Origin of the sequence: Amycolatopsis sp. cmx-8-4 (assembly GCF_046548675.1) — a bacterium.
Lineage (GTDB): Bacteria > Actinomycetota > Actinomycetes > Mycobacteriales > Pseudonocardiaceae > Amycolatopsis.
In genome coordinates this window covers 57,468-79,870 of record NZ_JAEBDZ010000026.1, presented here as the reverse complement: position 1 = coordinate 79,870, position 22,403 = coordinate 57,468, and the positions used below count along the sequence as shown (strand labels likewise).

The following is a 22,403-nucleotide window of genomic DNA, read 5'->3' as shown; positions in this document are numbered from 1 at the left end:
CCGTCCGAGAAGCGCGCAGACGGGTGACTGGCCAGTAACTTACCTCTGGTCAGGAAGCGGACCCGGGGTTACGCTCTAGGTGTGACTGCCAGTAACACCACCACCAGTGCCGGTGCGTTCGACTACGACGTCGTCGTGGTCGGGTCGGGGTTCGGCGGCAGCGTCGCGGCGCTGCGGCTCACCGAGAAGGGCTACCGGGTCGCCGTCGTCGAGGCGGGGCGCCGGTTCGCCGACGACGAGTTCGCGAAGACGTCCTGGGACCTCAAGCGCTACCTGTGGGCGCCGCAGGTCGGCTGCTACGGGATCCAGCGCATCCACATGCTCAACGACGTCATGGTGCTCGCGGGCGCCGGCGTCGGCGGCGGGTCGCTCGTCTACGCCAACACGCTGTACCGGCCGCTGAAGCCGTTCTACGCCGACCAGCAGTGGTCGCACATCACCGACTGGGAGTCCGAGCTCGCGCCGCACTACGACCAGGCGAGCCGGATGCTCGGGGTCGTCACGAACCCGACCATCACGCCATCGGACGTCGTGATGCGCGACGTCGCGAAGGACATGGGCGTCGGCGACTCGTTCCACCCGACACCTGTCGGCGTCTACTTCGGCAAGCCGGGGGAGCGGGCCGCGGACCCGTTCTTCGGGGGCGCCGGGCCCGCGCGCACCGGCTGCACCGAGTGCGGCGCCTGCATGACCGGCTGCCGCGTCGGCGCGAAGAACACCCTGGTCAAGAACTACCTGTATCTCGCCGAGCAGGACGGCGCGCAGGTCATCCCGCTGACGACGGTGACGTCGGTTCGGCCCCGTTCGGGCGGCGGCTACGACGTCGACCTCAAGAAGACCGGGACGACGTCCCGCCGGTTCCGGACGACCATCACGGCCGAGAAGGTCGTCTTCGCCGCGGGCACGTGGGGCACGCAGAACCTGCTGCACAAGATGAAGGACACCGGCACGCTGCCCGCGCTCTCGCGGCGCTTGGGCGAGCTGACCCGGACGAACTCCGAGGCGATCATCGGCGCCGCGCGCACCGACGTCGACGAGAGCCGGAACTTCAGCCGCGGGGTCGCGATCACGTCGTCGATCCACCCGGACGAGAACACCCACATCGAGCCGGTCCGCTACGGCAAGGGCAGCAACGCGATGAGCCTGCTGCAGACCATCGCCACCGACGGCGCGTCACCGGTGCCGCGCTGGCGGCAGGCCGTGTCGTTCATGGTCAAGCACCCGGTCCAGTCGGCGAAGCTGCTCAACGGCTACCGCTGGAGCGAGCGCACGGTGATCCTGCTGGTGATGCAGAGCCTCGACAACTCGATCACGACGTACACGAAGCGCGGGCTGTTCGGCCGGCGCAAGTACACGTCGAAGCAGGGCCACGGCGAGCCGAACCCGAGCTTCATCCCGGCGGGCCACGAGGCCAACGAGCGCACGGCCGACCGCATCGGCGGCCTCGCGGGTGGCACCTGGGGCGAGATCTTCGACATCCCGCTGACGGCCCACTTCATCGGCGGCGTCCCGATCGGCGCCACCACCGACGAGGGCGTGATCGACCCGTACCACCGCGTGTTCGGCTACCCGGGCCTCTCGGTCGTGGACGGCGCGGCGATCACGGCCAACCTCGGCGTCAACCCGTCCCTGACGATCACGGCCCAGGCGGAGCGCGCGTTCTCGTTCTGGCCGAACAAGGGCGAACCGGACGCGCGCCCCACGCAGGACGTGCCGTACGTGCGGCTGGAGCCGATCGCGCCGAAGAACCCGGCCGTCCCGGCGGACGCCCCGGCGGCCCTTCGGCGGTCCTAGACTCGGGCCGGTGACGACGGCATCGGAACAGGCATCCGGGAAGGCCCGCGCGCTGCTCGACGGCGTGCGGCGGCTCGACGACGAATGGGCCCGCGTGGCCGGCGGGCTCGGTGAGCCCGAGCTGCGCGCGCCGAGTGCGTTGCCCGGCTGGACGCGGGCGCACGTCGTGGCGCACGTCGCGCGCAACGCCGATGGCCTGCGCAACCTGCTGACCTGGGCCGACACCGGTGTCGAGATGCCGATGTACGCCAGCCCCGAGGCGCGCGAGACGGACATCGAGGCCGGTGCGCGGCAGGCGGTGCCGGACATCCTCGCGGACTTCGTCGCGTCGGCCGGGCGGTTCGAGCAGTACGCCGCGGCCATGCCGGACGACGCGTGGGCGCGCGAAGCCCGCAACCGCCAGGGTGGGCCCGTGACCGGCGCCGTCGTCGCGCGGATGCGGCTGTCCGAGCTGACCATCCACCTCGCCGACCTGGGGCTCGGGCCCGACCTCGACCAGGTGCTGGCCCTGCTCGGCCCGCTCACGGAGGACGTCGTCCAGCACGCGATCACCTCCCGCGGTGCCCACTTGCCGGCGTTGCGCCTGGTCACCGACGGCTTCGAGTGGACGACGGGCGCCGCGGCGAAAGAGACCGTCACGGGCACGCCCGGCGCGCTGCTGGCCTGGCTGAGCGGCCGGTCCGACGGGTCCGCCTTGGACGGTGCCGTGCCGAGCGTTCCCGCCTGGTCCTGAACGCACCGCGCCGTGGGCGCGTGTAGGCATCGAGGCAGCCGTCTCAGCGTGTTGCGATTCGCCTGCCGACCTAGACTGGCCGCGCCGGGTGCATCCCCCGGGGCTGAGGAGTCCGATGTGGACAGCGAGCAGGACGCGGGACAACCCGCCGGACAGCCGGACGTCTACCCCCGTATGGACCTGGACCGAAGGGCGTTCCTCCGGATCGCGGGCGTTTCGGCGGTAGGCGCGGTCGCCGCGGCCTGCTCGACCGGCGGCAGCCCGGTGCCCGTGGGCTCGACCGCGCCCACCACCGCGCCCCCGGCCTCGCCGACGACCAGCAGGCCGCCGACCGGGCCGCCGAACTGGGACGACCTGCGCACCCGGCTGACCGGTGGCCTCCTCCGCCCGGGCGACGACGACTACGACGTCGCCAAGCACGCTTTCAACCCGCTCTTCGACGGCCGCAACCCCGTCGCGGTGGCCCAGGCCTCGACGGCCCAGGACGTGCAGGCGTGCGTCCAGGCCATCGCCGGCCGCGTGTCCATCGCCGCGCGCAGCGGCGGGCACAGCTACGCCGGGTACTCCGTGCCCGAGGGCGGGATGGTCATCGACCTGTCCGCGATGAACAAGGTGGACGTCCAGGGCACCAAGGCCGTGATCGGTGCCGGCGCGAAGCTCAAGGACGTCTACGCGGCGCTCGGCGCGGCCGGGCGCGCGCTGCCCGCCGGGTCGTGCCCGACGGTCGGGATCGCCGGGCTGACCCTCGGCGGCGGCATCGGCGTGCTCGCCCGCAAGTACGGCCTGACCTGCGACCACCTCAGCTCCGCCAAGGTCGTCACGGCCGACGGCAAGCTCGTGACGGCGTCCGCGACGTCCGAGCCGGACCTGTTCTGGGCGCTGCGCGGCGGCGGTGGCGGCAACTTCGGCGTCGTCACCGAGTTCACCTTCGACACCGACCCGGCGCCGAACCTGACCGTGTTCTCGCTGCACTTCCCGGTCGGTTCGGCGGCCGACGTGCTCAACGCGTGGCAGCAGTGGATTCCCGCGATGCCGCCGGAGCTGTGGGCGAACCTGGTCGTTTCGGGCGGTTCGCCGGTCCAGTGCCGGGTCGGCGGCTGCTACGTCGGCGGCGCGTCCGGGCTGAACACGCTGCTGAACAACCTGACCACCAACGCCGGCGCGAAGCCGACGCAGCGCACCGTCCGCAGCCTCGACTACCTCGGCGCCATGAAGTACTTCGAGGGCAGCTCGGACCGCCAGTCGTTCCTCGGGTCGTCGCGGATCATCACGGCCCCGGTCGACGCGGCGAAGGTCGTCGCGCTCGCCACCGGCCGCGCCGGCACCGACCTGCTCATCGACGGCCTCGGCGGCAAGGTCGGCGAACCGGCCAAGGACGCCACCGCGTTCTGGCACCGCGACGCGCTGGCCAGTGTGCAGGTCTACGCGCAGGCGACGGCGAAGAACCAGGCCAAGGTGAGCCAGTCCGTCGCCGACGTCGTCGCGGGCCTCTCCGCGGCCGGCGCGGGCGGCGGCTACGTCAACTACATCGACCCGGCCCTGCCCGACTGGAAGACCGCCTACTACGGCGACAACGTCAACCGGCTGCAGGACGTCGCGAAGAAGTACGACCCCTTCAACGTCTTCCGGTTCGGGCAGGGCGTCCAGGTCTGAGTCAGAGGTCGATGCCGGTGAACACCGTGACGCGCTCCTCGGTGAGGTCGTGCATCGCGGCGAGCACGCCCTCACGGCCGATGCCGGAGCCCTTGACCCCGCCGTAGGGCATCTGGTCGGCGCGGTAGGACGGCACGTCGCCGATGATCACGCCGCCGACCTCCAGCTCCGCCGACGCGTGGAAGGCCAGCTGGACGTCGGTGGTGAAGACGCCGGCCTGCAGCCCGTACGCGGAGTCGTTGACCGACCGGAAGGCCTCGTCCACACCGTCCACAACGGACACCGCGAGCACCGGGCCGAAGATCTCCTCGGCCCACGCCTTCGTGTCCGGCGGGACGTCGGTGAGCAGCGTGGGGGCGACGGTCGCGCCGTCCCGCGTGCCGCCGGTGAGCAGCTTCGCGCCCGCCGCGACGGCCTCGTCGACCCACGCGACGATCCGCTCGGCGGCGGCCTCGTCGACGACCGGGCCGACGTCGGTGTTGCGGTCGTACGGGTCGCCGGTCCGCTGCGACTGCACGGCTTCCAGCAGCTCGGGGACGAACTCGCCGGCGATCGCGGCGTCCACGATCACGCGCTGCACGGCGATGCAGGACTGCCCGGCCTGGTAGTTGCCGAAGGTGGCGATGCGGTGTGCGGCGCCCTCGGGGTCGGGCCAGTCGCGCAGCACGACGGCCGCCGCGTTGCCGCCGAGCTCGAGCACGACGTGCTTGCGCGGCGCGGCGTCGCGGATCGACCAGCCGACCGGGCCGGAGCCGGTGAACGACACGACCGGCAGCCGCGGGTCGGCGACGAGCGCCTGCGTTTCCTCGTTTCCCAGTGGCAGCACGGAGAACGCGCCTTCGGGCAGGTCCGTCTCGGCCAGGATCTCGCCCAGGATCAACGACGAAAGCGGCGTCCGCGGCGCGGGCTTGACGATGATCGGCGCGCCGATCGCGAGGGCCGGCGCGACCTTGTGCGCCACCAGGTTGAGCGGGAAGTTGAACGGCGCGATGCCGAGCACCGGCCCGCGCGGGACGCGGCGGGTCAGCGCCAGCCGGGCCTCGCCCGCGGGGTCCGTGTCGAGCCGCTGGACCTCGCCGGTGAACCGGCGGGCCTCCTCGGCGGCGATGCGGAACACCGACACCGCGCGGTTCACCTCGGCCTCGGCCCACTTCAGCGGCTTGCCGTTCTCCGCCGTGATCACTTCGGCGATCTCGTCGGCGCGGGCGGCGAGGACCCGGGAGACGTGCTCGAGCGCGCCGGCCCGGACGTGCGCCGGTAGCCGTCGCAGCTCCTTCGCGCTCGCCACCGCGGCGACGACCGCGCGCTCGACCTGCTCCGGCCCGGGAACCGCGACCGTGGCGACCTCGCTGCCGTCGTACGGGTGGTGCACGACGAGGGTGGTCGCGCCCGGTTCGGGGCGGCCGGCGATCCAGGCGGGGCGCGGCTCGGGGGTGATCATGTCCATGCGTACCAACGTAATCCGGGTGGGGGTCCGGCACAGTCGCACCCCGCCGACCCCCACCCGGACGGGTCACGGCTTGATGAGCACCTTCAGCGCCTCGCGGTCGGCCATGGCCCGGTAGCCGTCCGGGACGCCTTCGACGTCGATGGTCCGGTCGAAGACCTTGCCGGGCTGGTACTTGCCGTCGAGGACGTCCGGCAGCAGCTCGGGGATGTAGTGCCGGGCCGGCGCGACCCCGCCGGTGACGGTGACGTTGCGGCGGAACACGCCCACGCCGATCGGGCCCTCGTCGTACTGCGGCAGGCCGACGCGGCTGACCGCGCCACCCGCCCGCACGGCCCCGATGCCCATCTCGAACGCGCCCTTCGTGCCGACGCACTCGAGCACGGCGTGCGTCCCGTGGCCGCCGGTCAGCTCGCGGACCTTCTCGATGCCTTCGTCACCGCGCTCGGCGACCACGTCGGTCGCGCCGAACTCGCGGCCGAGGTCGGTGCGCGCCTGGTGACGTCCCATGAGGACGATCCGGTCGGCGCCGAGCCGCTTCGCCGCGAGGACGGCGGAGAGGCCGACGGCGCCGTCGCCGATGACGGTGACGTTCTGGCCCTCGCTCACGCGCGCCTTCACCGCGGCGTGGTGGCCGGTCGAGAAGACGTCCGACAGCGTGAGGAACGACGAGAGCAGCGCGTCGTCCTCGGTGTGCGGGAGCTTGACCAGGGTGCCGTCGGCCTGCGGCACGCGCACGGCCTCGCCCTGCCCGCCGTCGACGCCCTTCGAGCCCCAGCCGCCGCCGTGCAGGCAGGACGTCTGGAGGCCCTCCCGGCAGAACTCGCAGGTGTTGTCGGAGTAGAGGAACGGCGCGACGGCGAGGTCGCCCTTCTTGACGCTTCGGACGTCGGCGCCGGTCTCCTCGACGATCCCGAGGAACTCGTGCCCGATGCGGCGGCCGTGCTCGCTCGGCTTCATGTCGGCGTAGGGCCAGAGGTCGCTCCCGCAGATGCAGGACCGCACGACACGCAGGACGACGTCGGTGGGTTCGACCAGCTTCGGGTCGGGGACGGTTTCCACCCGCACGTCGCCGGCACCGTAGATGACTGTCGCTCGCATGCAGGTGCCTTTCTCGGGTGGAACGTGACAAACGTCGGGGGTGCGACCACGTCGTCGCCCCTAGATTTTCCGTCATGACCACTCGCGCCGCAGCTCGCAACCCGTTCGGGGCCCTCGCCACCGGTCCCCGCCTGCCGGTGCTGACGGGCGTGGTCTTCCTGGTGACGCTGGCGTGCGGGATCGCGCAGCTGGTGCACCCGCCGCTGTACGGCTACGTCGTGCGCGACGCCGCGCGCATCGACGATGGCGAGTGGTACCGCCTGCTCACCGGCATGTTCTTCCAGGACGGCTGGGCGTTCGGCCTGGTCTCGAACCTGCTCTGGCTGGCGGTGTTCGGCACGTTCGCCGAGCGCGCCTTCGGCCGGTGGCGGTGGCTGGTGCTGTACTTCGGCTGCGGCTGGTTCGGGCAGTTCATGAGCTACATCTGGCTCAACCCGGTCGGCGCGGGCAACTCGATGTGCGTCGCCGGCCTGCTCGGCGCGCTGGCCGTGCTGGTCATCGTGGCGTCGCGCCGGTACGGCGTGGTGCTGCCGATGCAGTTCCGGGTCATGGCGTGGGCGCTGCCGGTGCTGGCCGTGGCCGACACGGTCGTCCACGACAACCACGGCGTGCCCTGCCTGCTGGGGATGGCGCTCGGCTTCGCGCTCCTGCCGCGGCCCGTCGTGAGTGGTTAGGGCGGTTCTAACCGCCCTAACCACTCACGACCTAGTCCGGGTAGTGACCGCCGAGCTGCCGCCAGTGCGTGACCAGGTGCGGCTGCACGGGCACGGCGAGGATCTCGGCGAGATCCGCCTCGGCCTTGCGCGCGGCTTCCTCGGTGCGCTCCCAGTCCTGGGCTTCCCACCGGGTGTCCGAGCCGAGCACCCCCACCGGCTGCCCGCCCGCGCCGCTGCGCAGCTCCGCCCGGGCGTGGGCGGCGGCGATCCGGTCGCAGCGCAGCTCGTCGGCCCGGCCCAGGTCCTCGGTGTGCCGCGCGTCGAGGACGATCCCGCTGCCCGAGCGCACGCCGTGCCGGACGGCGATCCGCAGGAGGTCGTTGCTGAACGCCCGCGTTTCGGCGGGCACCCACGACAGCCGCTCCCAGTCGGGCGGCGGCTGGTCGTCGGCGCGGCAGACCGCGTACCCGGGCACGTCACACCAGGTCAGCCGGCCGGACGGGCGGAGTCGGTAGAGCATGCGCGGGTCCCCCTCGGCGGCGGTCCCCGGTCGGAGCCGCCTTCCACACCCGTTGAGTCGCACCGGCGGTGACTCGGCGTTACAAGGATCTTCGGTCACCGGTGGCGATGGAGGTCGCGCAGCAGCAGGACCTCGGCGCCGTGGTGGAGGGTCTCGCGGTTGATGTGCAGGACCAGCGTGGCCAGTGGTTCCGCGGCGTACGGGCCCTCCGCCGGGCCGCACGGCCGGGCGAGGCCGCCGTCGTCCAGCGCGCGCACGCCCGCGATCCAGCGGCCGTACAGCTCGTCCAGCTGGGCCAGCGCCGCGGCGGCCGTTCCCGGGTAGTCGTAGGAGTCGTAGTCCATCGCGGGCCCGCCGAAGTGGGACGCCGTCCGCATGCCCAGCACGCCGACCAGGATGTGGCTGAGCCGCCAGGCGATCGTCGTGACCGGGGGCGGTTCGGGCGCGGGGTGGGCGAAGTCAATGGTGAACTCGCCCGAGCCGGGTTCGTCGTCCGACTTGCGCGGCCGCACCGTCCAGCAGCCCGGCACCGGCTCCCACAGGTACTCGTCGTCCGTGAGGCCGTCGAGCTTCGGGCGGAAGAAGTTCTGCCAGTGGAAGTCGAGCTGGTCGGCGAGCTGGGTGGTCCAATCGACAGTCATGCCGCAGACCGTAGAGCCTTTCGCGGACAGCGGCTGTCCTCGTTCGACGGTGGGGCCGGGGCCCGGGTGACCCGGCCCACCTGGGACGATGGAGGCGAATCCCACTTCTCGCCAGGAGGTTCCCAGGTGCCCAGTCCCACCGGTCCGGTTCTCGTCGTGGACTTCGGGGCGCAGTACGCGCAGCTGATCGCCCGGCGCGTCCGGGAGGCGCAGATCTACTCGGAGGTCGTGCCGCACAACGCGTCCGTCGAGGAGCTCCTCGCGAAGAACCCCTCGGCGATCATCCTTTCCGGCGGCCCCTCGAGCGTGTACGCCGAAGGCGCCCCGAGCATGGACCCGAAGCTCACCGAAGCGGGTGTCCCGATCTTCGGCATCTGCTACGGCCACCAGCTGCTCGCCAGCGCGCTCGGCGGCGTCGTCGAGCCGACCGGTGTCCGCGAGTTCGGCCGCACCGAGGTCCGCGTCACCGGCGACGGCGGTGTCCTGCACGCCGGCCTGCCCGCGCGCCAGCCCGCCTGGATGAGCCACAACGACAGCGTCACCAAGGCCCCGGAGGGCTCGGTCGTCACGGCCTCCTCCGACGGCGCCGTGGTCGCCGGCTTCGAAGACGTCGAGCGCCGCTTCGCCGGCGTCCAGTACCACCCCGAGGTCGCGCACTCGCCGCACGGCCAGGAGGTGCTGCGCCGCTTCCTGCACGACATCGCGGGCATCAAGCCGCAGTGGACGACGTCGTCGATCGTCGAGGAGCAGGTCCAGCGGATCACCGAGCAGGTCGGCGACGGCCGCGCGATCTGCGGTCTGTCCGGCGGCGTCGACTCCGCCGTCGCCGCCGCGCTGGTGCAGCGCGCCATCGGCGACCGGCTGACCTGCGTGTTCGTCGACCACGGCCTGCTGCGGGCGGGGGAGCGCACCCAGGTCGAGCAGGACTTCGTCGCCGCCACCGGCGTCAACCTGGTCACCGTCGACGCCCGCGACCGCTTCCTCGACGCGCTCGCCGGCGTCACCGATCCGGAGCAGAAGCGCAAGATCATCGGCCGCGAGTTCATCCGCGTCTTCGAGCAGGCCGAGCGCGACCTCAAGGCCGAGGGCGACTACCGCTTCCTGGTCCAGGGCACGCTCTACCCGGACGTCGTCGAGTCCGGTGGCGGCGAGGGCACGGCCAACATCAAGAGCCACCACAACGTCGGTGGCCTGCCCGACGACCTGCAGTTCGAGCTGGTCGAGCCGCTGCGGCTGCTGTTCAAGGACGAGGTCCGCAAGGTCGGCACCGAGCTGGGCCTGCCGGAGACGATCGTCCAGCGCCAGCCGTTCCCCGGGCCCGGCCTGGGCATCCGCATCATCGGCGCGGTCGACGCCGAGCGCCTCGAGACTCTGCGCGCGGCCGACATGATCGCCCGCGAGGAGCTGACGGCGGCCGGGCTGGACCGCAGCATCTGGCAGTGCCCGGTGGTGCTGCTGGCGGACGTCCGCAGCGTCGGCGTCCAGGGTGACGGCCGCACGTACGGCCACCCGATCGTCCTGCGTCCGGTGTCGTCCGAGGACGCGATGACCGCGGACTGGACGCGTCTGCCGTACGAGGTCCTGGAGCGGATTTCGACCCGCATCACCAACGAGGTCGCGGAGGTCAACCGGGTGGTACTGGACGTCACGTCCAAGCCGCCGGGCACGATCGAGTGGGAGTAAGGCCTTAGACGGACTCGAGGCCCCGGCGTGGGATCCGGGGCCTCGAGAGTGAGGGTTATTCTGGTTAGCCCGCCGCGTCCCACTCGAGAACGCTGGTTGGCACGGATGTCATGCGGCGGGCGACGGCTGAATAATCCTCATTGAGTGGTGTGTTTTTGCTTCAGCGGCGGCGTTTCCCGCCGAACGACGCGCCCAGGAGCATCAGCCCCACGAACACCGCGCCGCCCGCGATCACCCAGCGGAAGTCGAAGTGCGGCAGCCAGCTCGCGCCGTCCGAGAGGACGTACGCCGAGATCAGCAGCGTCGCGACCCCGACGATCAGGGTGAAGAAGTCCACGCCGCGCCGCGCGGGCGTTGCCTCGGCCGGATTGTCGTAGGCGTAAGGGTTCTGGTCAGCCACGGCGCACCTCCACGTCGCCCACCGTGTTCGACACGTGCAGGGTGATCTTCTGGCCGCCGACGCCGTCGGTGCCGTAGTCCGTCCCGGTCAGCGAGTCCTGGCTGATGCCGTCCGTCGACCGGTTGAAGCACTCCGTCGTACCGGCGCCGGTACGGCAGTCGAAGGTGACGTCCGCCGTGTCCGGCACGGTGATCGTCGAGTTGCCGGCGCCGTTGACCACGTTCGTGGTGATCGGCGAACCGACGGGCAGCTTGGTCAGGTCGAGGTCGATGTCGCCCGCCGCGTGCTGGTAGAGCGGCTTGACGTCGGTCGCCACGACCGGCGTCACGTTGAGGTCGCCGGCGCCGCCGCGGAAGTCGAAGTTCTGGAACGGCGCCGTCGTCAGGATCATCCCGACGATCGCCAGCGGCACCGCGAGCCCGATCAGGCCCCGCCCGCCGCGGACGAACGCGCCGGTGACCAGGCCGATCCCGACCACCCCGAGCACCAGCCCGATGATGTGCTGCGCGGAGAACCAGGGCACGCCGTTGAGGTTCGCGAGCACGCCGCCACCGGCGGTCACGACGGCCAGGCCGAACGTCGCCGAGCCCACCTTCGAGCGGTGGCGGGGCGCGGGTGCCTTGAACGCCTTGGGCGGCACGGGCGGCGGCGGTTCCCGGTAGGACGGTGCGTCGGGCAGGTCCCAGCCGGCCGGGTCGGCGGCGAGGGGGTCCCAGCCCCGCTGGGACGGCGACTGCGCTTCGGCGGTCGCGGTGTCGGTCATGGTGAAGGCTCCGTTCCCGGTGAAGGCCGCGGCCGGCGACCGCGGCGTGACCGGGGCCGGCCGGTTCTCGTGACCCCGGCTGCGGTGCAGCAGGTAGAGCGCGATGCCGAGCAGCGCGAAGCTGATGAGGCCGCCGCCGTCGAACCACGAGCCGCTGAAGCTCCCGCCGACGCTCACGACGGTCAGGATCGACAGCACCACGGCGAACGCCGGTGACACCGACGAGCGCCCCCGCCCGATCAGCCCTTCGAAGCCCGAGACGTCGTCGCTCTCGCCGGGCAGGAACAGCCACCCCAGCAGGTAGAAGGTCACCCCGAAGCCGCCGAAGATCGTCGCGACCACCAGGGCGACCCGCACCACGACGGGATCGATCCCGTACCGGTTCCCGATCGCCGCGGCCACCCCGGCCACCTTGCGCCCACCGTGCGGCCGCCGCGGCCGGCTGCCCCAGAAGTCCTTGACGGTCTCCTCGAAGCCGTTCAACGGACTCGGCTTCGGTGCCCTTGTCTCACTCGCACCACTCATAGGCCAAAGCATGCGCGACAGCGGTCCCGGAGACATCCGGGAAGGACCCTGATTCTCCCCGGAGAGGGTCCCGGGGGCTTGGTCCGTAACGCGCCACGCCCGGCCGCGACCTTGTCACGAACGTCGGCGGACCGTGGAGGAGCAGTGGCCCGAAAACAGAACCCGGTCACGGGGGCCGGTTGCGCCGTGGCCGCGCTGGGCGTCTTCGTGGTCGCGGTGGCGGCGGCAGCGGTGCTGAGTGTGGTCGCGGCGCACCCCGTCGCGTCGATCGTCACCGGCAGCGCCGTGCTAGGCGTGACGATCTACCTGCTGGTGCTGTGGCAGCAGTCGCGCGCCCGCACGGCGCGGCAGGCCTGGGAGCTCGACGTCGCCCGCTCGCAGGAGATCGCCCGGTACCACGCGATGGGATCAGGCGAGTTCGAGCGAGCGCTGGCCTTCCTGTGTACCCGCGACGGTTGTGCGCACGCCCAGGTCACCGGCCGCGCCGGCGACCTGGGGGCGGACGTGGTCGCCTTCGCACCCGACGGGCGCAAGATCGTGCTGCAGGCCAAGCGGTTCGGTGCCACGAAGAAGGTCACCAGCCCGGATCTGCAGCGCTTCGGCGGTACTTGCTACACCGTGCACGGAGCCGGCGTCGCCGTCGTGGTCACCACCTCGACGTTCACCGAGCCGGCCCGGCAGTACGCCGCGCACCACGGCATCCGGCTCTTCGACGCGCACGGTCTCGCCGCGTGGGCGAGCCGCACCGGCCCGGCGCCCTGGCACTGACCCACCGGAAGCCGCTTCGGCACCGGATCAGGGGGTTTCCCCGATGCACCCCCACGTCCGCGCGTGTGACCATGGACGGCGTGCAGGAGTCCCACGACCAGGTCGTCGTCCCCGAGACGGTGACGCAGGCCGTCACCGTCCCGCCCTCGCCGAAGATGTTCCGGCGCCGGTCCGGGCGGGCGATCGCCGGCGTCGCCGGTGGTCTCGCCGACCACCTCGGCGTGCCCGTTGTCTGGGTGCGGACCGGGTTCGCGCTGCTGGCCGCCCTCAACGGCGCCGGCCTGCTCGCGTACGGCCTGCTCTGGGTGTTCGTCCAGCAGCAGTCCGAAGAAACCGCGACGACGCCGACGTCGAAAGAGCGTCAGCAGGCCTTCGGGCTGATCGCGCTGGGTGTCGGCCTCGCCGTCGCCAGCGGGACGCTCACCGGGTTCATCAGCGGCTGGGTCGCCGTGCCGCTCGCCGTCGCCATGATCGGTGCGGCCGTCGTCTGGCGCGAGGCCGACGAGTCGCAGCGCCGCCGCTGGCGCACCGGCGCGAAGGACAGCGTCGCCGGCGCCTTCCTCGGGGGTGGCGGCTGGTCGGCGGCCATCCGGATCGTCGCCGGCGTCGCGCTGGTGATCACCGGCATCGGCGTCGTCGTGCTCCGCAGCGGCAGCCTCGACCAGGTCCAGTTCGCGCTCATCGCGGTGATCGCGACGCTGATCGGCGTCGCCGTGCTGACCGTGCCGTTCTGGCTGCGGCTGGTCCGCGACCTGTCCGACGAGCGCAAGGCCCGCATCCGCACCGACGAACGCGCCGAGATCGCCGCCCACCTGCACGACTCCGTGCTGCAGACGCTGGCGCTGATCCAGAAGCAGAGCGAGCAGCCGCGCGAGGTCGCGCGCCTCGCCCGCAGCCAGGAACGTGAGCTGCGCGGCTGGCTCTACGGCCCGAACGGCTACGGCAAGCCCGTCGAGAAGACCGCCGAAGGTGAAGAGACCCAGACTTCGGGACAGCTGTCCGAAGCGCTCGCGACGGCGTGCGGCGAGGTCGAGGACACCTTCGCGATCTCCGTCGGCCAGGTCGTGGTCGGCGACGCCGAGCTGGACGAGGCGCTGATCGCCCTGGTCCAGGCCGCGCGCGAGGCGATCGTCAACGCCGCCAAGCACGCCGGGGTCGAAGAGGTCAGCGTCTACGCCGAGGTCGAGCCGACGTCGGTCACGGTGTTCGTCCGCGACCGCGGCAAGGGCTTCGACCCGGACGTCGTCCCGGGCGACCGCCACGGCCTCGCCGACTCGATCCGCGGCCGGATGACCCGCCACGGCGGCACGTGCAAGCTGCGGACCGCGCCGGGCGAGGGCACCGAAGTGCAGCTCGCCATGCCGGTGAAAGCGGGCAAGGGTGCGGCGTGAGGCGGCTATGCTCGGGGGCCAGGGCCAGTGAGGGAGAGTCGTGACGGATAGCCAGCGGGAACCGGTCAAGGTCTTCCTCGTCGACGACCACGCGTTGTTCCGCGCGGGCGTCCGCACCGAGCTCGACTCGATCACGGACGAGGTCCGCGTGGTCGGCGAGGCCGGTTCGGTCGCCGAGGCGGTGGCCGGGATCGCCCGGACGAAGCCCCAGGTGGTGCTGCTGGACGTCCACATGCCCGACGGCGGCGGCGCCGAGGTCCTGCGCCGCGTCCGCCCGGAGCTGCCGGACACCGTGTTCCTGGCGCTCTCGGTGTCGGACGCCGCGGAGGACGTCATCGCGGTCATCCGCGCCGGCGCCCGCGGCTACGTCACGAAGACGATCTCGTCGAAGGAGCTGGTCCGCGCGGTGGTCCGCGTCTCGGACGGCGACGCGGTGTTCTCGCCGCGGCTGGCCGGGTTCGTGCTGGACGCCTTCGCCGACCGCCCGGGTTCGGCCCCGATCAACGACCCCGAGCTGGACCTGCTGACGCCCCGCGAGCGCGACGTCCTGCGGCTGCTGGCCCGCGGGTACGCGTACAAGGAGATCGCGTCGGAGCTGTTCATCTCGGTGAAGACGGTCGAGACGCACGTGTCGAGCGTCCTGCGGAAGACCCAGCTGTCGAACCGCTACGAGCTGTCCCGCTGGGCCTCCGACCGCCGCCTGGTCTGACCGCAACCCCTCAGCCGCCACTTTCACCAGGAAAGATGCACGATCCGGCCCCCGAGGCGTCACTTTCCCTAGGAAAGATGCGTTTTGGGCTGCGCGAACGGGCCGTTCGTGACGGCACTCCGAGAGAGCCTCAGTCCGCCAGAGGAGCGAGAGGCCTGGACGCGCGGCCGGTGGTGTCGTCACCAAGCCCATCCGCTTGGTCACCGGGCTCCTCCAGGACCCCTCGCTCCGGCTTCTGGAGCCGGGTCAACGCGACCCCGCCGAGGACGACGGCCATCCCCGCGATCACCCGCAGGTTCAGCTGCTCGCCCAGGAACACCGCGCCCAGCAGCACCGAGACCACCGGCAGCAGGTACCCGACCACCGAGGCCGCCACGGCGCCTTCGCTCGCCAGCAGCTGGTAGTTCAACGCGAACGCGATGCCCGTCGAGCCGATGCCGAGCACCAGCATCGCGAGCAGCGGCCCCACCGAGAAGTGCACCGGCGTGAACCCGCCCGCCGGCAGCGCCAGCAGCAGGAACCCGCTCGCGATCAGCATCTGCCCGGCCGAGAGCGCGTACGGCGACAGCGGAGTCCCCGACAGGTACTTGCCCTCGTAGACGAACGCGAAGCCGTAGCTCGCCGCCGCCGCGAGGCAGGCCAGCGCGCCCCAGCTCAGCAGGCCCGACGCCTGCCACGGCGCGAAGATCAGCAGGATCCCGCCGAGGCCCACGAGCAGCCCGGCCAGGCGCGTCCCGGTCATCCGCGACGACGTCCCCATCATCGGCGCCGCGAGCAGCACCCACAGCGGCGTCGTCGAGTTCAGCACGCCGGTGATCCCGGAGTCGACCGTCGTCTCGCCGATCGCGAAGAGCAGGAACGGCAGCGCGTTGTGGAAGAACGCCGCGACGGTCAGGTGTCCCCACGTCCGCCGGTCGCGCGGCAGCCGGGCCCGCTGCAGCTTGCACAGCAGCAGGAGCATGGCCGCACCCAGCACGAGCCGCGCCAGGACCAGCTGCACCGGCGAGAACATCCCCAGCCCCAGCTTGATCCAGAAGAAACTCGAGCCCCACATCAGCGCCAGCGCGGCGATCCTGAGCAGGGTCTTCGTCTCGCCCACCCCAAGTCCTCCTTCAACGATCATCGCCAGCTTCGCGCCCACGAGACGTAAGGACAAGCGAAAATAACTGCAGGAACACTTAAGCCGAGCTGTACGATCGGGCCATGCTCGACGTCCGCCGCATGCAGGTCCTCCGCGCCGTGATCACCAGCGGGTCGATCACCGCCGCGGCCCGCAACCTGGGCTACACGCCGTCCGCGATCAGCCAGCAGCTGTCCGCGCTCGAACGCGAGGCGGGCACCGAGCTGCTCGAACGCGTCGGGCGCGGCGTCCGGCCGACGCCGGCGGGCTCGCTGCTGTCCGAGCACGCCGAGACGCTCAGCACCGAGCTCGCGCGGGCCGAGGCCGCGCTCACCGAGCTCAAGGAGGGCCGCATCGGCCGCATCACCATCCGCTACTTCGCGACGGCCGGCGCGTCGCTGGTCCCGCCCGCCATCGCCGCGGTCCGCCGCGAGCACCCCGGCGTGCGCCTCGACCTCAAGCTCGTCGAACCCCTGGACCCGCTGGCCGACGTCGAGTCGGGCGAGGCCGACGTCGCGATCACCGTCTTCCCGCGCAAGACCCCGCCCGGCAAGGGCGTCGAGCTGGTGCACCTGCTGGACGACCCGTACCGGGCCGTGCTGCCGAAGACCCACCCGCTGGCCCGCAAGCGCGTCATCGACCTGACGGAGTTCGCCGAGGAGCCGTGGGTCGGGGTCGACGGCATGCCCGGCGTCTGCCGCGACATCCTGCTCGGCGCGTGCGCGCAGGCCGGCTTCGCGCCGAACGTTGTCGTCGAGTCCGAGGACTACCAGACGGCTCAGGGGTTCGTGGCCGCCGGCATCGGCGTCGGGCTGATCCCGGAGCTCGGGCTCGGCTCGCAGCACCCCGGCGTGGTCGTGCGCAAGATCCGCCACCCGGAGCCGATCCGGGCGATCCACGCCGCCGTCGCGTCACGCGCCTGGGGGCACCCGGCCGTCCGCACGCTGCTCGAAGCGATGCGCGCGGCGACCGCGAAAGTGGCTTAAACGAAGAACAGTTCCGAGACGAGGATGCCCACCAGCACGGCCGCGAGGATCGCGGCCACGGTGATCAGCGTCTTCTTCGTCACCGGGAGGTTCCACTCGTCCGTGGCCGCCGCCTGCTGCGCCGCCTGCGGAGCCAGCGACTGGGGAACCGGTGCGGGCACGTACTGCGTCGCCTGCTGGGACGGCGGCACCGGCTGCATCCGCTGCGTCTCCTCCGCCGGGGAGTAGCCGGGCGCGGGAGTGTTGAGCGGGATCTGCTGCTGGTACTGCGGTCCCGACGGCGGCAGCGGCGGTGCCGCGGGCGTGTGCGCCGGGTTGAAGGGCGGGGGCGGCGGGGGTGGTGGCGGCGGGATCCCGGGCGCGGTCGGCGGGATGAACGCCGTCTCCCGGCCTTCGGTGATCGCGCTCAGCGCCCGGACGGTGTCCGCCATCGTCGGCCGGGTCGCCGGGTCCGCGCGCAGCATCTTGCGCAGCGCCGCGGTGAGCACGCCGGCGTTCTGCGCCGGGCGTTCCGAAGACTGCCCGTCGTCGCCGAACGGCGGCACGCCTTCCACCGAGGTGTAGAGCGTCGAGCCGAGGGAGAAGACGTCCGCGGGCGGCGATGGCGGCAGGCCGCGCGCCACCTCGGGGGCCACGTACGCCGGGCTCGGCCCGCCGCCGCTGATGCCGATGTCGGTGAGCTTCACGCCGCCGTCGTCGGCGAGCAGCACGGTGCCCGGTTCGAGCGTGCGGTGCACGAACCCGGCCGCGTGGATCGCGGCGAGCGCGTTGCCGAGCTGGATCCCCAGCGCCGCCGCCTGGTCCGGGGTGAGCCGGCCGTGCTCGGCGAGGAACGTCGCCATGCTGCGCGACGGGATGTACTCCATCACCAGCCAGACGTCCTGGCCCTCGGGCAGCACGTCGAACACCTTGATCGCGGACGCGTGCTCGATCCGGGCCGCGTCCTTGCCCTCCTGCATCGCGGCCGCGCGCGCCTGCTCGGCGCGGTCGCCGGCGCCGACCGGGAGGTACATCCGCTTCATCGCGACGGTGCGGAACAGCCGCGTGTCGAACGCCAGCCACACGATCCCGGCGCGGCCGCGGCCGATCGGCTGGTCCAGCCGGAACCGGCCGCCGACGATGGTGCCTTCGGAACTCAAGTCGAACCTCGATCAGCCAGCCGGAGGAGTGGTAGTCGGCGTAATGGACGTCTCCGGCGTCGTCGGAGTAGTGCTCGGCTCCGAGGTCGTCGTCTTCGGCGTGGTCTTCGGAGTCGTCTGCTGCGGCTCGGTCTGCCGCTGCGTCGTCCGCCGTGACGACGAGGTCGCTTCCTCGGTCGTCGACGGCAGTGTCACCGTATCCGTCGGTTCTTCGGTCGTCGATGGCGGCGACTGCGACGTCGCGGCCGGCGTCGGCCGGTTGCTCGACACCGGTGCCGCGGGTGCCTCCGGGTTGTTCGGGCTCAGCAGCCAGACACCCAGCGCGACCAGGCCGATGACCACGATGCCGCCGATGATCGCCGGGCGCTTCCAGGCGCCGGGCTTGTCGTCGTCGTCCGGCGGCGGGCTCGCCTGCGGCCGCTGCCGCGGGGGAGGCGGCGGCGGGGCCGGCTCGTCGTCGAAGTCGTCGTACTGGTCGTCCGCGTACGGGTCCTGCTGGCTGTGCGGCGGCACGGGCACCGCGCGGGTCGCGGCGAGCCCGGGCGGCACGCCGCCGGTCGAGGCGTACCGGCGGTCCTCCGGGTACTGGTCGTACCCGTCGTAGTCGTCCTCGGGGTAGCCGGTGCCCTCGGCGTAGTCGTCATCGTCGTAGAACGGCACGGCCTGCGTCGGCGCCGCGCCGCCACCCAGCAGCGTGCCGGAGTGGCCCGCGGGGATCTCGTCGAACATCTGGGTCGCGCCGGGGTCGGCGAGGGCGGCCGCGCCGAGCACACGGGCCGCGGGGGCCAGCACGGTCTCTTCGGCCGGGCCGCCGAGCGGCAGTTCGCCCCGCGCGACGGCGGCGAGCAGCTCCTCGCACTCCTCGGCGGTCGGCCGGTGCTCGATGTCCGGGTGCAGCAGCACGGCCAGGACGCTCGCCAGCGGCCCGGACTGGCGCGGCGGGTTGATCTGCCCGGCGGCGACGGCGTGCAGCAGGCTCAGCGTGTTCTCGGACAGGCCGAACGGCGGCTGGCCCTCACACGCGGCGTAGAGCGTGGACCCGAGGGAGAACACGTCGGACTCCGGACCGGGATCACCTCCGATGGCGACCTCGGGGGCCAGGTACGCGGGCGTGCCGGCGATCATCCCGGTCTTGGTGACCGTGACGTCGTCCTTGGCGCGGGAGATGCCGAAGTCGGTGATCTTCACGACGCCGTTGCCGCCGAGCAGGATGTTGCCCGGCTTGATGTCGCGGTGCACGATGCCGACCGCGTGCGCCTCGCGCAGCGCCGCGGCGACCTGGGCGCCGATGCGCGCCACCTCGGTCGGCGGCAGCGTGCGGCGTTCCTGCAGCACGGCGGCCAGGCTGGTGGAGTTGAGGTACTCCATGATCAGGCACGGCTGGCCGTTGTCGTCGGTGACGACGTCGAACACGGAGATGGCATTCGGGTGGTGCAGCCGGGCCGCGATCCGGCCCTCGCGCATGGTGCGCTGCCGGGCGTCTTCGGCGTCGTGCTCGTCCAGGTGGGAATGGAACAGGAGCTGCTTGATGGCCACGGTGCGGCCCAGGACTTCGTCGTGCGCCTGCCAGACGGCCCCCATCGCGCCCGTGCCGATCCGGCCGTCGATGCGGTACCGACCGGCGACCAGGCGACCCTCGTCGCTCACGCGACCTCCCTTTGGGCTCCGACTTCACCAGGGCGTGAGGATGGGTTCCCGGTGACGCGGCCAGGCGCACGCCGCTTCGCTGGAGCGTATGCACATGTCGTGGGCTGTGTGCCGGCTTTTCCGAGACCGACGCGAGACAAGGCTAGGCGCTCACTCTGCGCACACGAATCCGGTACAGGCACTTGAACCACGGGTGAAGGAGTGATCGCGCTGGGCTACATGTATTGGGCGGACACGAGCTCGGCTTCGGTGATCAACCCGCCCGTGTCGGCGACCCGGAACAGCTGGGTCACGCGCACCAGCGCGCCGTCCGGCCGGTGGAGCGTGGCGACCGCGACGATCGAGCCGTCCGGCTTGATCTGCGTGTCGGCTTCCTGGACGTCGATGGCGTCCATCGCGCTCCAGGTGCGGACGAGCTCACCGGCCGCGCCGTCGGCCAGCGTCGGGCTCAGCAGGGCCAGCGCGCCGTCCGAGTTCTTCGCGATCTCGGCGTAGAAGTTCTTGACGGCCTGGATCTTCCGGGTCGCGCTGCGCGGATCGGCCGCCGCGTCCGGCACCGTGGTGTCGGACTTCGGGGCCGCCTGCGGCTGCGGGCTGCCACCGGACGTCGACTCCTGGGCCGACGGCGCGCCGCCGGAGTGCGTGCCCTGCGGCGTGGTCGGGCCGGACTGCTCCGGTGCCCCGCCACCGGCCTGGCGCTGCGGGACGGCGAGGCCGCCGAGCTCCGCGGCTCCGGTGAAGTCGGCCGGCGTGGCCGCGTCGCCCGCGGAGACGGCGCGGTGCGCGCTGGTCAGCATGGGTGCGGCGATGACGGCCCCGGCGACGAGCGCGCCGGCCGCGAGGAGCCCGGCCAGCTTGGCCCGGCGGGCGAAGCGGCTCTCCGGCTCACCCTGGTCATCGGCCTGCTCGGGGTCGCGGACCGGTTCCGGGCGTGGCGGCAGGAACTTCTGCGGATCGCGGAAGACCTGCTCGAGATAGTCGCGATCGGCGTCACCGACGCCGTCGAGAATCTCGGCCGGGATCACGTCCTCGACGCGGACGGCGTTGGGTGCCTCACGCCGAGTGCGCTGCCGATCAAGCACGAAAGTCCTCGCTCTGGGGTTCCGGGGACGAACACTCGGCCGTTCGGCCGGATGTCCGTTGCTCCGGATGGCCGACTTGTGACCGGATCCGGAGCCGCTGTCGTCAGGTAACCCTGTGCGGACGGCAATCGCCAGGCTCTGTCGCCGGAATGCCGTCGCGATACGACGAGCGGCAGCTTATGTCACCCACCCGGACCAGGCATAACCGCTGAGCGCACCGCACGTGCATCGGAACGGGCGAACCGCACGTGCAAGATCGACTACTGACCGTCGCTGGTGATCTTGTCGCCGTCCCCGAACGTCAGCGTGCGCTCCTCGATCGTCTTGGTCCCGTCATCGTGCGTGATCTCGACGGTGTTCACCGTGACGCCGCGCTGCTGGTCGATGCTGACCTTCTTGACCTCGAAGTACGCGATGCCGGCGTACCGCTCGGCGAGCGCGTGCGGGCCCTGGTCGTGCAGCTCCCCGGTGGTCACCGTCGACGCCGTGCCGGGGTCGGTCGTGACCGTGTTGAAGAACTTCTCCGAGTTGTCGCCCAGCGTCTGGACGTCGGGCGGAAAGGAGTACCACCACGGCGCTTTCACCGGGGTTTCGCGCTCGGCCGCGGTGACCGGCGGCTTCTGCGGGAGGCTGCTCGTCGTGGCCGTGTCGCCGGTGGTCGCCGAGCCCGATGAGCCCGAAGAGTGGCCGGGGGGCGGCGGGACCGTGCCGTCGACCGGCCCGGCGCCCCCGCCGCTGCTCGTCCTGGTCGCGTCGTCCTGCTGCTGCGAGGTGCTGTCGGGGCCGGCCGCGGACCCGCCCGGGCGGGAGGTCGGCTGCTGCGGCCGGTCGCCGCCGCCGTTCACCGGGTCGTCGACCGTCGGCGCGCCCTGGTAACCCGGCCACGCGCCTTGCACGGCCTGGTCCATCGGCGGTTTGCCCATCAGGAAGGACCCGGCGAACAGCAGGCCGACGACCACGGCACCGGATGCGCCCGTGGCGAACCAGGCCGCCTTCCGCCACGTCTTCGGCGGGGTCACCGACGCGGGCACCGAGCCGATGGTGAAGCCGCCGAGCCCGTCGATGGCGTCGATCGGCGGGGCGGCGTAGATCCGGACCTCGTCGTCGTCGGGCTCCGGGCGGCGCGGCTTCGGGCTGGCGAGCGACACCCGGGTGCGCCGGGCGGCCTGTTCCGCGCGGGACTCGGTGTCGGGCATCGAGACGGGGCCCGTTCCCGGGCCCGGGTCGCCGAAGTCGGGGGCCTCGGGCATCTCGAGGATCGCGGGGTTTTCGGTCAGCGGCAGGTTTCCCTGCGCGGCGGGGAAGGGCGTGGGCCGCCGGTCGCGCGGCTGGGGCAGCAGCGGCCGGCTGGGCTGGGGGAGCGGGAGTGAGCCGGACACCGGCACGTCGATCGGCGCCGTGTCGTCCGCGCAGTGGCGCACGGGGCGGTAGGGCGGCGCCGACGGCGTCCAGCCGTCCGTGACGCCCTGCCGGTGCCGTCCGGGATGCGCGGGGGCGGTGCCGCGGCCGTGGAACTCCGTGCCGTTGCTCATGCGGACTCGACCACCTGCCGGTTCGGGTGTGACGCCGACCGGGGCCGGGTCAACCCGAACGGAGCACCCTCACGCGCGGAATCCTGTTCGGAATCCTGCGCAGATGCACGCGC

General features: G+C 72.2%; 20 protein-coding genes. 9 read left to right on the top strand and 11 right to left on the bottom strand.

The features are described from left to right. The first annotated feature begins 81 nt into the window (after positions 1-81). The 3 genes from ACLJQZ_RS38110 (at position 82) to ACLJQZ_RS38100 (ending at position 4,180) form a co-directional block, all read left to right on the top strand. A complete protein-coding gene (locus ACLJQZ_RS38110) occupies positions 82-1,794 on the top strand; it encodes a GMC family oxidoreductase N-terminal domain-containing protein (protein WP_410625291.1) in 1,713 nt (570 codons plus the stop codon). A gap of 10 nt (positions 1,795-1,804) precedes the next feature. Next, entirely contained in the window at positions 1,805-2,527 is a 723-nt protein-coding gene (locus ACLJQZ_RS38105; RefSeq protein WP_410625289.1) for a maleylpyruvate isomerase N-terminal domain-containing protein, read from the top strand. A 117-nt stretch (positions 2,528-2,644) separates the two neighbouring features. Beyond that, complete coding sequence (locus ACLJQZ_RS38100) at positions 2,645-4,180, top strand: FAD-binding oxidoreductase (RefSeq protein WP_410625287.1); 1,536 nt, start codon at positions 2,645-2,647, stop codon at positions 4,178-4,180. Position 4,181: 1 nt separating this feature from the next. On the opposite strand, the gene ACLJQZ_RS38095 is transcribed toward ACLJQZ_RS38100, so the two are convergent. Both ACLJQZ_RS38095 and ACLJQZ_RS38090 read right to left on the bottom strand, forming a co-directional pair. Then, positions 4,182-5,627 carry an aldehyde dehydrogenase family protein gene (locus ACLJQZ_RS38095; protein WP_410625285.1) on the bottom strand — a complete coding sequence of 482 codons (1,446 nt, stop codon included), beginning with the start codon at positions 5,625-5,627 and terminating at the stop codon, positions 4,182-4,184. A gap of 66 nt (positions 5,628-5,693) precedes the next feature. Further along, positions 5,694-6,728 (bottom strand): zinc-dependent alcohol dehydrogenase family protein, encoded by a 1,035-nt coding sequence (locus ACLJQZ_RS38090; protein ID WP_410625283.1) that lies wholly within the window; start codon positions 6,726-6,728, stop codon positions 5,694-5,696. Positions 6,729-6,802: 74 nt separating this feature from the next. Between ACLJQZ_RS38090 and ACLJQZ_RS38085 the strand changes: the two genes are divergently transcribed. Then, positions 6,803-7,402 carry a rhomboid family intramembrane serine protease gene (locus tag ACLJQZ_RS38085; protein WP_410625281.1) on the top strand — a complete coding sequence of 200 codons (600 nt, stop codon included), beginning with the start codon at positions 6,803-6,805 and terminating at the stop codon, positions 7,400-7,402. Positions 7,403-7,433: 31 nt separating this feature from the next. On the opposite strand, the gene ACLJQZ_RS38080 is transcribed toward ACLJQZ_RS38085, so the two are convergent. Together ACLJQZ_RS38080 and ACLJQZ_RS38075 are read right to left on the bottom strand one after the other, a co-directional pair. Then, on the bottom strand, positions 7,434-7,904 hold the full coding sequence (locus ACLJQZ_RS38080) for a hypothetical protein (protein ID WP_410625279.1): 471 nt from the start codon (positions 7,902-7,904) through the stop codon (positions 7,434-7,436). 95 nt (positions 7,905-7,999) lie between these two features. Next, positions 8,000-8,545 carry a DinB family protein gene (locus tag ACLJQZ_RS38075; RefSeq protein WP_410625277.1) on the bottom strand — a complete coding sequence of 182 codons (546 nt, stop codon included), beginning with the start codon at positions 8,543-8,545 and terminating at the stop codon, positions 8,000-8,002. Between the two features lie 126 nt (positions 8,546-8,671). On the opposite strand from ACLJQZ_RS38075, the gene guaA reads away from it, so the two are divergent. Then, entirely contained in the window at positions 8,672-10,228 is a 1,557-nt protein-coding gene (guaA, locus tag ACLJQZ_RS38070; RefSeq protein ID WP_410625275.1) for a glutamine-hydrolyzing GMP synthase, read from the top strand. 160 nt (positions 10,229-10,388) lie between these two features. On the opposite strand, the gene ACLJQZ_RS38065 is transcribed toward guaA, so the two are convergent. Together ACLJQZ_RS38065 and ACLJQZ_RS38060 are read right to left on the bottom strand one after the other, a co-directional pair. Then, the gene (locus tag ACLJQZ_RS38065) at positions 10,389-10,628 is read right to left on the bottom strand and encodes a hypothetical protein (protein ID WP_410625273.1); all 240 of its coding nucleotides are present in this window, start codon (positions 10,626-10,628) and stop codon (positions 10,389-10,391) included. Continuing rightward, on the bottom strand, positions 10,621-11,916 hold the full coding sequence (locus ACLJQZ_RS38060) for a PspC domain-containing protein (protein WP_410625271.1): 1,296 nt from the start codon (positions 11,914-11,916) through the stop codon (positions 10,621-10,623). Before ACLJQZ_RS38060 ends, ACLJQZ_RS38065 begins: the two co-directional genes overlap by 8 nt. A 144-nt stretch (positions 11,917-12,060) precedes the next feature. Here ACLJQZ_RS38060 and ACLJQZ_RS38055 point away from each other — a divergent pair, with 144 nt between their 5' ends. The 3 genes from ACLJQZ_RS38055 (at position 12,061) to ACLJQZ_RS38045 (ending at position 14,784) form a co-directional block, all read left to right on the top strand. Next, entirely contained in the window at positions 12,061-12,684 is a 624-nt protein-coding gene (locus tag ACLJQZ_RS38055; protein ID WP_326956027.1) for a restriction endonuclease, read from the top strand. A 65-nt stretch (positions 12,685-12,749) separates the two neighbouring features. Continuing rightward, a complete protein-coding gene (locus tag ACLJQZ_RS38050; protein WP_410625269.1) occupies positions 12,750-14,075 on the top strand; it encodes a PspC domain-containing protein in 1,326 nt (441 codons plus the stop codon). A gap of 40 nt (positions 14,076-14,115) precedes the next feature. Further along, on the top strand, positions 14,116-14,784 hold the full coding sequence (locus tag ACLJQZ_RS38045; RefSeq protein WP_328445379.1) for a response regulator transcription factor: 669 nt from the start codon (positions 14,116-14,118) through the stop codon (positions 14,782-14,784). Positions 14,785-14,914: 130 nt separating this feature from the next. Here the strand turns inward: ACLJQZ_RS38045 and ACLJQZ_RS38040 are convergent, their stop codons facing one another. Then, positions 14,915-15,883 carry a DMT family transporter gene (locus tag ACLJQZ_RS38040; protein ID WP_410625266.1) on the bottom strand — a complete coding sequence of 323 codons (969 nt, stop codon included), beginning with the start codon at positions 15,881-15,883 and terminating at the stop codon, positions 14,915-14,917. A gap of 104 nt (positions 15,884-15,987) precedes the next feature. Here ACLJQZ_RS38040 and ACLJQZ_RS38035 point away from each other — a divergent pair, with 104 nt between their 5' ends. Continuing rightward, positions 15,988-16,890 (top strand): LysR family transcriptional regulator, encoded by a 903-nt coding sequence (locus ACLJQZ_RS38035; RefSeq protein WP_326946079.1) that lies wholly within the window; start codon positions 15,988-15,990, stop codon positions 16,888-16,890. On the opposite strand, the gene ACLJQZ_RS38030 is transcribed toward ACLJQZ_RS38035, so the two are convergent. The 4 genes from ACLJQZ_RS38030 to ACLJQZ_RS38015 form a co-directional block, all read right to left on the bottom strand. Next, complete coding sequence (locus tag ACLJQZ_RS38030) at positions 16,887-18,029, bottom strand: protein kinase domain-containing protein (protein WP_410625264.1); 1,143 nt, start codon at positions 18,027-18,029, stop codon at positions 16,887-16,889. The two genes, ACLJQZ_RS38035 and ACLJQZ_RS38030, sit on opposite strands and share 4 nt — an antisense overlap. Before the next feature lie 12 nt (positions 18,030-18,041). Beyond that, positions 18,042-19,676 (bottom strand): serine/threonine-protein kinase, encoded by a 1,635-nt coding sequence (locus tag ACLJQZ_RS38025; RefSeq protein ID WP_410625262.1) that lies wholly within the window; start codon positions 19,674-19,676, stop codon positions 18,042-18,044. A 215-nt stretch (positions 19,677-19,891) separates the two neighbouring features. After that, positions 19,892-20,758 carry a hypothetical protein gene (locus ACLJQZ_RS38020; protein ID WP_410625260.1) on the bottom strand — a complete coding sequence of 289 codons (867 nt, stop codon included), beginning with the start codon at positions 20,756-20,758 and terminating at the stop codon, positions 19,892-19,894. Positions 20,759-21,018: 260 nt separating this feature from the next. Then, positions 21,019-22,290 (bottom strand): hypothetical protein, encoded by a 1,272-nt coding sequence (locus ACLJQZ_RS38015; RefSeq protein ID WP_410625258.1) that lies wholly within the window; start codon positions 22,288-22,290, stop codon positions 21,019-21,021. Positions 22,291-22,403 lie beyond the last annotated feature (113 nt).